Annotated in this window: 12 protein-coding genes; 9 read left to right on the top strand and 3 right to left on the bottom strand. The window is 56.3% G+C overall.

Features of this window, described 5'->3' with window-relative positions; genetic code table 11:
- Positions 1–82 precede the first annotated feature (82 nt).
- A complete protein-coding gene (gene slmA / locus M8013_RS06220; RefSeq protein WP_271266937.1) occupies positions 83–679 on the top strand; it encodes a nucleoid occlusion factor SlmA in 597 nt (198 codons plus the stop codon).
- Positions 680–742: 63 nt separating this feature from the next.
- Here slmA and pyrE read toward each other — a convergent pair whose 3' ends face one another.
- Positions 743–1384 carry an orotate phosphoribosyltransferase gene (gene pyrE, locus M8013_RS06215; RefSeq protein ID WP_271266936.1) on the bottom strand — a complete coding sequence of 214 codons (642 nt, stop codon included), beginning with the start codon at positions 1382–1384 and terminating at the stop codon, positions 743–745.
- Between the two features lie 59 nt (positions 1385–1443).
- Positions 1444–2160 (bottom strand): ribonuclease PH, encoded by a 717-nt coding sequence (rph, locus tag M8013_RS06210; protein WP_271266935.1) that lies wholly within the window; start codon positions 2158–2160, stop codon positions 1444–1446.
- 126 nt (positions 2161–2286) lie between these two features.
- Here rph and M8013_RS06205 point away from each other — a divergent pair, with 126 nt between their 5' ends.
- Positions 2287–3150, top strand: coding sequence for a YicC/YloC family endoribonuclease (locus M8013_RS06205; protein ID WP_271266934.1), 864 nt, complete (start codon positions 2287–2289; stop codon positions 3148–3150).
- 222 nt (positions 3151–3372) lie between these two features.
- Positions 3373–3990 (top strand): trimeric intracellular cation channel family protein, encoded by a 618-nt coding sequence (locus M8013_RS06200; RefSeq protein WP_271266933.1) that lies wholly within the window; start codon positions 3373–3375, stop codon positions 3988–3990.
- On the opposite strand, the gene ligB is transcribed toward M8013_RS06200, so the two are convergent.
- Positions 3955–5664 (bottom strand): NAD-dependent DNA ligase LigB, encoded by a 1710-nt coding sequence (ligB, locus tag M8013_RS06195; protein WP_271266932.1) that lies wholly within the window; start codon positions 5662–5664, stop codon positions 3955–3957. The two genes, M8013_RS06200 and ligB, sit on opposite strands and share 36 nt — an antisense overlap.
- Positions 5665–5914: 250 nt before the next feature.
- Here ligB and gmk point away from each other — a divergent pair, with 250 nt between their 5' ends.
- The 6 genes from gmk to M8013_RS06165 all read left to right on the top strand — a co-directional run bounded on the left by gmk (position 5915) and on the right by M8013_RS06165 (position 13280).
- Positions 5915–6538, top strand: coding sequence for a guanylate kinase (gmk, locus tag M8013_RS06190; protein ID WP_271266931.1), 624 nt, complete (start codon positions 5915–5917; stop codon positions 6536–6538).
- A gap of 54 nt (positions 6539–6592) precedes the next feature.
- Positions 6593–6868 (top strand): DNA-directed RNA polymerase subunit omega, encoded by a 276-nt coding sequence (gene rpoZ / locus M8013_RS06185; RefSeq protein WP_271266930.1) that lies wholly within the window; start codon positions 6593–6595, stop codon positions 6866–6868.
- A 19-nt stretch (positions 6869–6887) separates the two neighbouring features.
- Positions 6888–9002 (top strand): bifunctional GTP diphosphokinase/guanosine-3',5'-bis pyrophosphate 3'-pyrophosphohydrolase, encoded by a 2115-nt coding sequence (gene spoT, locus M8013_RS06180; RefSeq protein ID WP_271266929.1) that lies wholly within the window; start codon positions 6888–6890, stop codon positions 9000–9002.
- A 3-nt stretch (positions 9003–9005) separates the two neighbouring features.
- Complete coding sequence (gene trmH / locus M8013_RS06175; RefSeq protein ID WP_271266928.1) at positions 9006–9695, top strand: tRNA (guanosine(18)-2'-O)-methyltransferase TrmH; 690 nt, start codon at positions 9006–9008, stop codon at positions 9693–9695.
- 3 nt (positions 9696–9698) lie between these two features.
- Entirely contained in the window at positions 9699–11780 is a 2082-nt protein-coding gene (gene recG / locus M8013_RS06170) for an ATP-dependent DNA helicase RecG (RefSeq protein WP_271266927.1), read from the top strand.
- A gap of 108 nt (positions 11781–11888) precedes the next feature.
- Complete coding sequence (locus tag M8013_RS06165; RefSeq protein WP_271266926.1) at positions 11889–13280, top strand: nucleobase:cation symporter-2 family protein; 1392 nt, start codon at positions 11889–11891, stop codon at positions 13278–13280.
- Positions 13281–13379 lie beyond the last annotated feature (99 nt).

The raw sequence follows: 13379 nt of genomic DNA, 5'->3' as shown, positions 1-13379 counted from the left end.
ATAACAAACCGCAAACGTCAGTTTGCGGTCGCTGTGTGGATGTCAGCCTGACAAGTGCTTATTCTCAGGGGTATTTTGTAACATGGCAGAAAAACAAACTGCGAAAAGGAATCGTCGCGAAGAAATACTTCAGTCTCTGGCTCTGATGCTTGAATCCAGCGATGGTAGTCAACGCATCACTACCGCTAAGCTGGCCGCCTCTGTTGGCGTGTCGGAAGCGGCGTTATACCGTCATTTCCCCAGTAAAACGCGCATGTTTGATAGTCTGATCGAATTTATCGAAGACAGCCTGATCACGCGTATTAACCTCATTCTGAAAGATGAGAAGGACACCACCACGCGTTTGCGCCTGATTGTATTGCTGATCCTCGGTTTCGGCGAACGCAACCCGGGCCTGACCCGTATCCTCACCGGCCACGCACTGATGTTTGAACAGGATCGGCTGCAGGGGCGGATCAACCAGCTTTTCGAACGCATTGAAGCGCAGCTGCGCCAGGTATTGCGCGAAAAGAAAATGCGTGAAGGTGAAGGCTACAGCACGGATGAAACGCTGCTTGCCGGGCAGGTTCTGGCCTTTTGTGAAGGGATGCTATCCCGCTTTGTGCGCAGCGAATTCAAATATCGCCCTACAGACGATTTTGAGGCCCGCTGGCCGTTAGTCGCGACACAACTGCGATAACAGCTTGCCGGAGCCTTATCCGGCCTACCGGCCCGGTAAGCGCATCGCCACCGGGCCGTTTATTCAGACGCCAAACGCTTCCCGATAGGCGCGCACCGCCGCCAGGCTTTCGGCCATTTCCGGCTTCTCTTCCAGATACGCGATCAGGTCTTTCAGGGTGATAATTGACGTCACCGTGCAGCCGTAATCGCGCTCCACTTCCTGAATGGCAGAGATTTCGCCGCGACCGCGTTCCTGACGGTCGAGAGAGATCAGCACGCCTGCGAGCGTTGCATCGTTGGCCTGAATAATCTTCATCGATTCACGGATCGCTGTCCCTGCGGTGATCACATCGTCTACCAGCATTACGCGGCCCTGTAGCGCGCTGCCAACCAGGCTTCCCCCCTCACCGTGTGTTTTAGCTTCTTTGCGGTTAAAGCAGTACGGCACATCGCGATCGTGATGTTCTGCCAGCGCCACGGCGGTAGTCGTGGCAATCGGGATGCCCTTATAGGCTGGCCCAAACAGTAAATCGAAATCAATCCCGGAATCCACCAGCGCTTCGGCATAGAATCGGCCTAACAGTGCCAGATCGCGCCCGGTATTAAACAGCCCGGCGTTAAAGAAATAGGGGCTCTTGCGCCCGGATTTCAGCGTAAATTCGCCAAACTTAAGTACCTGCTTGCTAAGCGCAAACTCAATAAACTGGCGCTGATACGGCTTCATGGATTCGCTCCTTACTTATCTACAGACAAAAAAAAGGCGACTCATCAGTCGCCTTAAAATCAATTTTCTAACGCCGCTTTCTGCGTCGTCACAATGGACTCGATTCCCCCTCGGGCTAATGCCAGCAAGGTAAGGAGTTCTTCGTGGGTAAACGGCTCGCCTTCTGCGGTGCCCTGTACTTCAATGATGCGACCGTCTTCGGTCATCACCACGTTCATGTCGGTTTCTGCCGCAGAGTCTTCAACGTACTCCAGATCGCACAGCGCTTCACCGTTAACGATCCCCACGGACACTGCAGCAACCATGCCTTTCAGCGGGTTCGCTTTCAGCTTGCCAGACGCAATCAGCTTATTCAGTGCATCGGCCAGTGCCACACAAGCACCGGAGATAGAGGCGGTGCGTGTACCGCCGTCAGCCTGGATAACATCACAATCCAGCGTGATGGTGAATTCACCCAGCACCTTCAAATCCACCGCGGCGCGCAGCGCACGGGCGATCAGACGCTGAATTTCCATGGTACGGCCACCTTGCTTACCCTTCGCCGCTTCGCGGGCGTTACGGGTATGGGTGGCGCGTGGCAGCATGCCGTATTCGGCAGTGATCCAGCCCTGGCCCTGACCTTTCAGAAAGCGCGGCACGCCTTCTTCAATGGAGGCGGTACACAGCACTTTGGTATCACCAAATTCAACCAGCACGGAGCCTTCAGCGTGTTTTGTATAGTTACGGGTCAGGGTGACGGGGCGCACCTGGTTGGCGCTACGACCTGATGGACGCATGATGTTATCTCCGGGCTTGAAACGAATGTGGCTGCGCATTATACGGATTAAACGTGCTTATTCCTATCCTGAGAAAGCCCCAAAAGCTATAATCCCCCCATCTCTCCTTTAAACACGGGAATATCTATGATCCGCAGTATGACCGCCTACGCCCGGCGTGAAATCAAGGGTAGCTGGGGTAGCGCTACCTGGGAAATGCGCTCGGTAAACCAGCGATATCTTGAAACCTATTTCCGTATGCCGGAACAGTTTCGCAGTCTTGAGCCTGTCGTCCGTGAGCGCATTCGTGCCCGTCTGACGCGCGGAAAGGTTGAATGTAATCTGCGTTTTGAACCTGACGCGAACGCACAAGGGGAGCTGATCCTCAACGAAAAACTGGCTAAACAGCTGGTTAACGCTGCCAACTGGGTCAAAATGCAGAGCGACGAAGGCGAAATCAACCCGGTTGATATTCTTCGTTGGCCCGGCGTGATGGCGGCAGGAGAGCAGGATCTGGACGCGATTACCACGGAAATCCTCGGTGCTCTTGATGGCGCGCTGGATGATTTCATTGTGGCCCGTGAAACCGAAGGTCAGGCGCTGAAAGCGCTGATCGAACAGCGTCTGGAAGGCGTGAGCGGCGAAGTGGTAAAGGTTCGTTCACATATGCCAGAAATTCTGCAATGGCAACGTGAGCGCCTGGTCGCCAAACTGGAAGACGCTGACGTTCAGTTGGAAAATAACCGCCTCGAGCAGGAGCTGGTGCTGATGGCCCAGCGCATTGATGTTTCCGAAGAGCTGGATCGTCTGGAAGCACACGTCAAAGAGACCTACAACATCCTTAAGAAAAAAGAAGCTGTTGGTCGCCGTCTCGACTTTATGATGCAGGAGTTCAACCGCGAGTCGAACACCCTGGCGTCAAAGTCAATTAACGCAGAAGTGACTAAATCAGCCATCGAGTTGAAAGTGCTGATTGAGCAAATGCGCGAGCAGATTCAAAACATCGAATAAGTACTGATGCTCTGGTCTATTGATAATGGCTCCATTGATGGGGCCATTATCATTTTTGCCTCGAAAAAAACTAATGTGATTTTTTATCAAAAACCGCACTAACCCAGATACAAAGCCAACAGTTCATTAGTTAATCTAAGTCATCAACGCTCACACAAGAAAATCTAAATCGTGAGGCAGGCCACAAAACGCTACTCTTGCGCCTTCAACTCTGGGGGTAACATGCTGCTGCACATTTTGTATCTGATCGGTATCACCGCCGAAGCAATGACGGGCGCCCTGGCGGCCGGGCGTCGTCGAATGGATACCTTTGGCGTGATAATTATTGCCACGGCAACCGCGCTGGGCGGCGGTTCGGTACGCGATATTCTGCTGGGCCACTACCCGCTCGGCTGGGTCAAGCATCCTGAATATGTGATTATCGTGGCCGTCGCAGCCGTACTGACCACCATCGCCGCACCGGTTATGCCCCATCTGCGACGTCTGTTCCTGGTATTGGATGCTCTTGGCCTTATCGTCTTTTCGATTATTGGCGCCCAGGTTGCGCTGGATATGGGCGAAGGCCCGGTCATCGCCACAATCGCCGCAGTCATCACTGGCGTGTTCGGCGGCGTATTGCGCGATATGTTCTGTAAACGCATCCCGCTGGTCTTTCAGAAAGAGCTCTATGCGGGCGTATCTTTCGCCTCCGCCGTACTGTATATCGCCCTGCAACACTATGTGAGCAGCCACGACGTGGTGATCATCTCCACGCTTCTTTTTGGCTTTACCGCCCGTATGCTGGCGCTGCGTTTAAAGTTGGGACTACCGGTTTTCCACTACCGGCACGACAGCCATTAATGCGCTAAAACCCTTCACGCCTTGCTCACCCAGCCCTACCGCCAGGGCGTTAACCGTAGGGTGATGCACAAATTCAACCAGCTTCCGGGCCCTTTCCGTACCGACGCCTGGCACTTGCTGCCAGCGTGGCGAATCTCTTCTCTGTAACTGCTGCCAGCTTCGATCGCTCAGCGCACGCATTGCAGTGCGCGGGAGTGGGATCCCAAGCGCATCCAGCCAGCGTTGAAAGGGCTGACGGCGCACCAGGTTAAATTGATGCCATAGCTGCTGACCCCGCTGCGCTGACAATCCCGGCGTCTGCTGTAGCTGCGATTGCGTTAGCGCAAGCCAGGAAAAGAGGTGCTCGAAATGATGCGCCTGATGTAACGCCAGCCAGCCTGCCTCTCCCAGACCGGTGATATTTAAAACTGCAGACGAACTCAGCCAGACCAGCCGGGCAATAAACTGCTCGTGACACTCTGGTGTCGCATAAAAACAGGTGAGCGGCGTAAAACGTGATGCTGGCGGCTCGGGTTTATGCCGTTCGCTTCCTCGCCAGACGACTTTATCCACGCGCGGAATTCCCTGCCCGGCCAGGCTGACCTGAATGTGATCGCCCGGGGCAATATCCAGCGCCTGCCAGCGCGCAATCGACCCCAGATTCACCCGCTGTACTCGCTTATCATCCAGTTGAAATGGCTCGAGTGCGGCAACGACTGCAATCCTGCCGGAACGCCCCACAGTAAAGTTAATGGATCTGACCTCAGCAACCTGGGCGACGGGCGCATATTTCCACGCCACAACCCAGTTGCCCTCTCCGGGCAGCCAGCGTTCGCCCTTGGGTTCCTTCGCCGAACGGATCACGATGCCATCGGTGACAAAAGGAAGTGGCGACGTCAGCCAGCGATCGCGCAGTTTTGTGACACCCTCCACCGAGTCGATTTTGCGCGTCCACGGTTCGCTAAGGGTGAAACCCGCACGGGTTAACGCTCGCAGACGTTCCGGCATCAACGCGGGACCATTCGGCCATGCCCAGATAAAAATGCCGATCTTATCCAGCCCCACATGATCACCTTGTCGCATCATCGCCCCGGCCACTTTTGCCCGGGCATTCATCCCCCCCATATTCTTCTGGATGTGGTTATCGCGACGTAGAAACAGCTCCCCCTGCAACACGCTATTGGCAAGCTCTCCGGTCAGTCGTGGGGGTATGGACGCGATGCGCATCACTTTCTCGGTCCAGTCTTCACCTTTCAGACCGTTGCCCCGGCTGGTCGCCTGCACCAGTTTCCCTTCACGGTAAACCAGTGTCACCGCCACACCATCCACCTTCGGCTGCACCCACAGATCTCGACGCGAATGCATCCAGTGTCGAAGCGCAGCCTCATCCGCCATTTTCTGTACCCCGGTATGGCTGACCGGGTGTCTGACCGACCCGGTGACAGGCGCCAGCGGTTCAGCGGCCTGCTCCTCACTAAAACAGCGCTGCCACTGTTTCAGCCTCTCGGCGAGCTGATCGTACACCTCGTCATTGACCTCACTTACGCCCTCTTTCCAGTACGCCGTATCCCAGCGGGTAATTTGGGCCTGAAGGCGAGCGATCTCCTGCTCTGCCCTGGCGGGCGACCATACGGGGCATACCGCCAGCCCAAAGCCGCTCCAGATCATCATCACAACGCTTAACGCTCTCCACATTGCCACTCCTCCCTGTTTTGCAACGGGTATAGCGCAGCACAGCGCCACAGGCGATGGGCAAAATCAGACTTTACGAGTCGGTATCCGCACTTTATTTCTGTTGCAGCAACTGGCGGAAAAAAGTGGAAAAAGGCGAGCAAAAATCAACGATGAAGAGGAAAAAGTGTGACAAAGGCTACGTCACGAAGCGGCGACGTGTATAATAAGCCCGTATGTAGGACTTCAACGCTATCAACATACAAAGACTCTCATGGCTCAAGGCACGCTTTATATTGTTTCTGCCCCAAGTGGCGCGGGTAAATCCAGCCTGATTCAGGCGCTGTTAAAAACCCAACCGTTGTACGATACGCAGGTTTCTGTTTCTCACACCACACGGGCACCGCGTCCGGGTGAAGTGCACGGTGAGCACTATTTCTTTGTCGATCACGCTGAATTTAAAACGATGATTGGCCGGGATGCGTTTCTTGAACACGCCGAAGTTTTCGGTAATTACTACGGAACCTCGCGTGAAACCATTGAGCAGGTCCTGGCGACAGGCGTAAACGTGTTTCTTGATATCGACTGGCAGGGCGCGCAGCAAATTCGCATGAAAATGCCGCAGGCTCGCAGCATCTTTATCTTACCGCCGTCGAAAGATGAGCTGGATCGTCGTTTACGGGGTCGCGGCCAGGACAGCGAAGAAGTTATCGCAAAACGTATGGCCCAGGCAGTTGCGGAAATGAGCCATTACGCCGAATATGATTATCTGATTGTGAATGATGATTTCGATACCGCCCTGGGCGATTTGAAAACGGTTATTCGCGCCGAACGTCTGCGCATGAGCCGCCAGAAGCAGCGACATGACGCATTAATCACCAAACTGTTGGCAGACTGAACCCACATTCAGTATCATGCCCAGTCATTTCTTCATCTGTGGAGCATTTTAAGTATGGCACGCGTAACTGTTCAGGACGCTGTAGAGAAAATTGGTAACCGTTTTGACCTGGTGCTGGTCGCCGCGCGTCGCGCTCGTCAGTTGCAGTCCGGCGGCAAAGATCCACTGGTACCGGAAGAAAACGATAAAACCACCGTTATCGCGTTGCGCGAAATCGAAGAAGGTCTGATCAACAACCAGATCCTCGACGTACGTGAACGCCAGGAGCAGCAAGAGCAGGAAGCCGCAGAACTGCAGGCCGTTACCGCCATTGCTGAAGGTCGTCGTTAATTAAACCTGCGGGTCGCCCTTGTATCTGTTTGAAAGCCTGAATCAACTGATTCAAACCTACCTGCCGGTAGACCAGATTAAGCGTCTCCAGCAGGCGTATCTCGTTGCACGTGACGCTCACGAGGGCCAGACACGTTCAAGCGGTGAACCCTATATCACGCACCCGGTAGCGGTGGCCTGTATCCTGGCCGAGATGAAACTCGACTATGAAACGCTGATGGCCGCCCTGCTGCATGACGTGATTGAAGATACCCCCGCCACCTACCAGGATATGGAACAGCTGTTTGGCAAAAGCGTTGCCGAGCTGGTGGAAGGGGTGTCTAAGCTTGATAAGCTGAAATTCCGCGATAAGAAAGAGGCGCAGGCCGAAAACTTCCGCAAGATGATCATGGCGATGGTGCAGGATATCCGCGTCATTCTGATCAAACTCGCCGACCGTACCCACAATATGCGCACGCTGGGCTCATTGCGCCCGGATAAACGTCGTCGCATCGCCCGTGAAACCCTCGAAATCTACAGCCCGCTGGCGCACCGTTTAGGTATTCATCACATTAAAACCGAGCTGGAAGAGCTGGGTTTTGAAGCGCTGTACCCGAACCGCTTCCGGGTGATCAAAGAGGTGGTGAAAGCCGCACGTGGTAACCGTAAAGAGATGATTCAAAAGATCCTCTCTGAAATTGAAGGGCGTTTGCAGGAAGCCGGTATTCCCTGCCGCGTCAGCGGTCGCGAAAAACACTTGTACTCTATCTACTGTAAAATGGTGCTCAAAGAGCAGCGTTTTCACTCGATCATGGATATCTACGCGTTTCGCGTGATCGTCCATGATTCCGACACCTGCTATCGCGTTCTCGGTCAGATGCACAGCCTGTATAAACCACGTCCTGGGAGGGTAAAAGACTATATTGCCATTCCAAAAGCGAACGGATATCAGTCTCTGCACACCTCGATGATTGGTCCGCACGGCGTCCCGGTTGAGGTACAGATTCGTACCGAAGACATGGACCAGATGGCGGAGATGGGTGTTGCTGCGCACTGGGCGTACAAAGAGCACGGCGGTGAAAGCAGCACTACCGCCCAGATCCGCGCCCAGCGCTGGATGCAGAGCCTGCTCGAGCTGCAACAAAGCGCCGGTAGCTCGTTTGAATTTATCGAGAGCGTTAAATCCGATCTCTTCCCGGATGAGATTTACGTTTTCACGCCAGAAGGGCGCATTGTCGAGCTGCCTGCTGGTGCCACGCCGGTCGATTTTGCTTACGCCGTGCATACCGATATCGGCCATGCCTGCGTAGGGGCTCGCGTCGACCGCCAGCCGTATCCGCTGTCACAACCGCTGACCAGCGGCCAGACAGTAGAAATCATTACCGCACCGGGTGCCCGCCCGAACGCGGCATGGCTCAATTTTGTCGTCAGCTCGAAAGCCCGCGCCAAGATCCGCCAGTTGCTGAAAAATCTCAAGCGCGATGACTCGGTCAGCCTGGGCCGTCGTTTGCTCAATCACGCACTGGGCGGTAGCCGCAAGCTGGCTGAGATCCCGAAAGAGAATGTTCAACGTGAAATCGAGCGCATGAAGCTTGCCACGCTTGACGATCTGCTGGCAGAAATCGGGCTGGGCAATGCGATGAGCGTAGTGGTAGCGAAGAACCTGCAACAGGGTGACACCTCGGTACCGCAGCCTGCATCGAACAGCCACGGGCATCTGCCGATCAAAGGCGCCGACGGGGTACTGATCACCTTCGCCAAGTGTTGCCGACCGATCCCTGGCGACCCGATTATTGCCCACGTCAGTCCCGGCAAAGGGCTGGTTATCCATCACGAATCCTGTCGTAACATCCGGGGCTACCAGAAAGAGCCTGAGAAGTTTATGGCGGTCGAGTGGGATAAAGAGACCGAGCAGGAATTTATCACCGAGATCAAGGTGGATATGTTTAACCACCAGGGTGCACTGGCCAACCTGACGGCGGCAATCAACACCGCCTCTTCCAATATTCATAGCCTGAATACCGAAGAGAAAGATGGCCGCGTGTACAGCGCCTTTATTCGTCTGAGCGCGCGCGACCGCGTACATCTGGCGAATATCATGCGTAAAATCCGCGTGATGGCTGACGTAATAAAAGTCACCCGAAACCGAAACTAACCAATGAATTCGACACGTTACGAGCGTATCCGTGAGATGCTCGCCAGGCGACAGCCTGACCTGACGGTCTGCATGGAGCAGGTCCATAAACCGCATAACGTGTCGGCAATCGTCCGTACTGCAGATGCCATCGGCGTTCATGAAGTGCACGCCGTCTGGCCGGACGGTCGGCTGCGCCCCATGGTCTCATCTGCCGCAGGCAGCAACAGCTGGGTACAAGTCCACACTCACCACTCCATTCGCGACGCGGTCTCGCACCTGAAAGGCCGAGGCATGCAGGTACTGGCGACCCATCTTTCCGATAAAGCCGTCGACTTCCGCGAGATTGATTACACCCGCCCGACCTGCATTCTGATGGGTCAGGAGAAAACCGGGATCACCCAGGAAGCGTTAGATCTGGCTGATCAGGACATCATCATTCCCATGACCGGGATGGTGCAGTCGCTGAATGTCTCTGTCGCATCAGCGCTCATTCTGTATGAAGCCCAGCGTCAGCGGCAAAATGCCGGGATGTACCAACGCGAGAGCAGCGTGCTGCCGGAAGACGAACAGCAGCGCCTGCTGTTTGAAGGCGGTTACCCGGTACTGGCCCGCGTGGCAAAGCAGAAAAACTTACCCTACCCCCACGTGAATTTGCAGGGCGAAATTGAAGCCGATGCCGCGTGGTGGGCCACGATGCAGTCGGCGAAATAGATCATGCAAGGCCGCCTGCTAGATGCCGTACCGCTGAATTCGCTGACCGGCGTCGGTGCGGCGCAGAGCAGCAAACTGGCAAAAATTGGCCTGCATACCGTGCAGGATCTCCTCCTGCACCTCCCCCTGCGCTATGAAGACCGTACCCATCTTTATCAGATTGGCGAGCTGCTGCCCGGAATTTACGTCACGGTAGAAGGCGAAGTCCTGAACTGTAATGTCACCTTCGGCGGCCGCCGGATGATGACCTGTCAGATCAGCGATGGCACCGGCATCCTGACGATGCGATTTTTTAACTTCAGCGCGGCGATGAAAAACAGCCTCGCCACCGGGCGACGGGTGCTGGCCTACGGGGAAGCCAAACGCGGGAAGTATGGTGCGGAGATGATCCACCCGGAATACCGCGTGCAGGGCGATCTCAGTACCCCGGAGTTGCAGGAAACCCTGACCCCGGTCTACCCGACCACCGAAGGCATTAAACAGGCGACGCTGCGCAAGCTGACCGACCAGGCGCTGGAGTTGCTTGATACCTGCGCCATTACCGAACTGCTGCCGCCCGAGCTGGCGCAGGGGATGATGAGCCTGCCGGAAGCGATGCGCACCCTGCACCGCCCGCCACCGACGTTGCAGTTAAGCGATCTGGAGAGCGGACAACACCCGGCCCAGCGACGATTAATTCTGGAAGAGCTGCTGGCGCATAACCTGAGCATGCTGGCGCTGCGCGCGGGTGCGCAGCGTTTTCACGCCCTGCCGCTTTCTGCCAACGACGATTTAAAAGACAAGCTGCTGGCCTCGCTGCCGTTTACACCGACCGGCGCACAGGCCCGCGTGACCGCCGAAATTGAGCGTGACATGGCGCTGGATGTGCCGATGATGCGCCTGGTTCAGGGCGATGTCGGTTCCGGTAAAACGCTGGTGGCGGCGCTGGCTGCGTTACGCGCTATCGCGCACGGCAAACAGGTGGCGCTGATGGCGCCGACCGAGCTGCTGGCCGAGCAGCACGCCACCAACTTCCGCAACTGGTTTGCGCCGCTGGGCATTGAAGTGGGCTGGCTGGCCGGGAAGCAAAAAGGCAAAGCGCGACAGGCCCAGCAGGACGCGATTGCCAGCGGTCAGGTACAAATGATTGTCGGTACCCACGCTATATTCCAGGAACAGGTGCAGTTTAACGGCCTGGCGCTGGTGATCATCGATGAACAGCACCGCTTTGGCGTGCATCAGCGCCTGGCGCTGTGGGAAAAAGGACTCCAGCAAGGGTTCCATCCGCATCAGTTGATCATGACCGCGACGCCGATCCCCCGCACGCTGGCGATGACCGCCTATGCCGATCTCGACACCTCGACCATCGACGAGCTGCCACCGGGACGTACGCCGGTAACCACAGTTGCCATTCCGGATACCCGTCGCCACGACATTATCGACCGCGTGCGCAACGCCTGCGTGCAGGAAGGCCGTCAGGCATATTGGGTGTGTACCTTAATTGAAGAGTCCGACCTGCTGGAAGCACAGGCGGCAGAAGCCACCTGGGAAGAGTTAAAGCTGGCCCTGCCGGAGCTGAACGTCGGGCTGGTGCATGGCCGCATGAAACCTGCCGAGAAACAGGCGGTGATGCAGGCCTTCAAGCAGGGCGAGCTGCATCTGCTGATCGCCACCACGGTGATTGAAGTGGGCGTAGACGTACCCAACGCCAGCCTGATGATCGTTGAAAACCCGGAGCGTCTGGGTCTTGCGCAACTCCACCAGCTGCGTGGCCGCGTAGGACGTGGCGCGGTAGCCTCGCACTGCGTGTTGCTCTACAAAGCCCCGCTGTCGAAAACCGCGCAGAAGCGTCTGCAGGTGTTGCGCGACAGCAACGACGGCTTTGTGATTGCACAGCAGGATCTGGAGATTCGCGGCCCTGGCGAAATGCTTGGCACCCGTCAGACCGGGAATGCCGAGTTTAAAGTGGCCGATTTACTGCGCGATCAGGCCATGATCCCGGAAGTTCAGCGACTGGCACGCCATATCCATGAACGCTATCCCGAGCAGGCTGCAGCGCTGATTGAACGCTGGATGCCAGAGACCGAACGCTACTCTAACGCCTAATTCCGGATCGTTTTGTACGATGAAATTTCTGCGAAACAGGCTGGCAATCGTTTGCTTTTCTCATCCACTCGGCTAAAATGCCCGCTTTTCCTCAGGGGATCGCCGCAGATGTCCGTTAACGCCTTAGAACAGCAAGATGCGCAACCGATTGCGCAGCCACATAACAGTGAACTGATTTACCGTCTTGAAGATCGTCCACCGATGGCGCAGACCTTGTTCGCCGCCTGTCAGCACCTGCTGGCGATGTTCGTGGCGGTGATCACCCCCGCGCTGCTGATCTGTCAGGCGCTCGGCTTACCGGCTCAGGACACTCAGCACATCATCAGCATGTCGTTGTTCGCATCGGGCGTTGCCTCTGTGATTCAGATTAAAGCCTGGGGTCCGGTGGGATCGGGTCTGCTGTCGATTCAGGGCACCAGCTTTAACTTTGTCGCCCCGCTGATCATGGGCGGCACCGCGCTTAAAACCGGCGGCGCAGATGTCCCGACGATGATGGCAGCGCTGTTCGGCACCCTGATGCTGGCGAGCTGTACCGAGATGATTATCTCCCGCGTTCTGCACCTCGCGCGCCGCATTATTACCCCGCTGGTTTCCGGCGTGGTGGTGATGATTATCGGCCTGTCGCTGATTCAGGTCGGTCTGACGTCGATTGGCGGCGGCTACGCTGCCATGGCCGACCACACTTTCGGCGCCCCAAAAAACCTGCTGCTGGCGGGCGTGGTGCTGGCAATCATTATTCTGCTGAATCGCCAGCGTAATCCGTATCTGCGCGTCGCCTCGCTGGTGATCGCCATGGCCGCTGGCTACCTGGCTGCATGGGCAATGGACATGCTGCCGCAGTCCACCGCGCCAACCGACAGCCCGCTGATCATGGTGCCAACGCCGCTGTATTACGGCCTTGGCATTGACTGGAACCTGCTCCTGCCGCTGATGCTGGTGTTTATGATCACCTCTCTGGAAACCATCGGCGACATCACCGCCACCTCTGATGTTTCTGAGCAGCCGGTCTCTGGCCCGCTGTATATGAAGCGTCTGAAGGGCGGCGTGCTGGCGAACGGCCTGAACTCCTTTGTTTCTGGCGTGTTCAACACCTTCCCCAACTCCTGCTTCGGCCAGAACAACGGCGTGATCCAGCTGACCGGCGTGGCCAGCCGTTACGTGGGCTTTGTGGTGGCACTGATGCTGATCGTGCTGGGCCTGTTCCCGGCCGTGAGCGGTTTTGTGCAGCACATTCCTGAGCCGGTACTCGGCGGCGCGACGCTGGTGATGTTCGGTACCATCGCGGCATCTGGCGTACGCATCGTCTCCCGCGAGCCGCTGAACCGTCGCGCGATCATGATTATCGCCCTGTCGCTGGCCGTGGGTCTGGGCGTGTCTCAGCAGCCGTTGATCCTGCAGTTTGCCCCGGACTGGGTGAAAAACCTGCTCTCTTCCGGCATCGCAGCAGGCGGTATTACCGCCATCGTCCTGAACCTGATCTTCCCGCCAGAAAAGAACTGATCCCGCTTTTACGGCAGCAGGTTACTGCTGCCGTACACGTAATTACACCATTCCCGCCTTGAGCATTGCGTATAAATCGTGCATAACTCCTTTATGTGC

Origin of the sequence: Silvania confinis, assembly GCF_025564085.1 — a bacterium.
Classification (GTDB): domain Bacteria; phylum Pseudomonadota; class Gammaproteobacteria; order Enterobacterales; family Enterobacteriaceae; genus Enterobacter; species Enterobacter confinis.
Note: the sequence above shows the minus strand (reverse complement) of the source record. Positions and strands in the feature narration are given on the sequence as shown.

Bases quoted from the DNA above. Each gene is read 5' to 3' on its own strand.
- slmA (WP_271266937.1), top strand. From the start codon at position 83: ATGGCAGAAAAACAAACTGCGAAAAGGAATCGTCGCGAAGAAATACTT.
- pyrE (WP_271266936.1), bottom strand. From the start codon at position 1,384: ATGAAGCCGTATCAGCGCCAGTTTATTGAGTTTGCGCTTAGCAAGCAG.
- rph (WP_271266935.1), bottom strand. From the start codon at position 2,160: ATGCGTCCATCAGGTCGTAGCGCCAACCAGGTGCGCCCCGTCACCCTG.
- M8013_RS06205 (WP_271266934.1), top strand. From the start codon at position 2,287: ATGATCCGCAGTATGACCGCCTACGCCCGGCGTGAAATCAAGGGTAGC.
- M8013_RS06200 (WP_271266933.1), top strand. From the start codon at position 3,373: ATGCTGCTGCACATTTTGTATCTGATCGGTATCACCGCCGAAGCAATG.
- ligB (WP_271266932.1), bottom strand. From the start codon at position 5,664: ATGTGGAGAGCGTTAAGCGTTGTGATGATGATCTGGAGCGGCTTTGGG.
- gmk (WP_271266931.1), top strand. From the start codon at position 5,915: ATGGCTCAAGGCACGCTTTATATTGTTTCTGCCCCAAGTGGCGCGGGT.
- rpoZ (WP_271266930.1), top strand. From the start codon at position 6,593: ATGGCACGCGTAACTGTTCAGGACGCTGTAGAGAAAATTGGTAACCGT.
- trmH (WP_271266928.1), top strand. From the start codon at position 9,006: ATGAATTCGACACGTTACGAGCGTATCCGTGAGATGCTCGCCAGGCGA.
- recG (WP_271266927.1), top strand. From the start codon at position 9,699: ATGCAAGGCCGCCTGCTAGATGCCGTACCGCTGAATTCGCTGACCGGC.
- M8013_RS06165 (WP_271266926.1), top strand. From the start codon at position 11,889: ATGTCCGTTAACGCCTTAGAACAGCAAGATGCGCAACCGATTGCGCAG.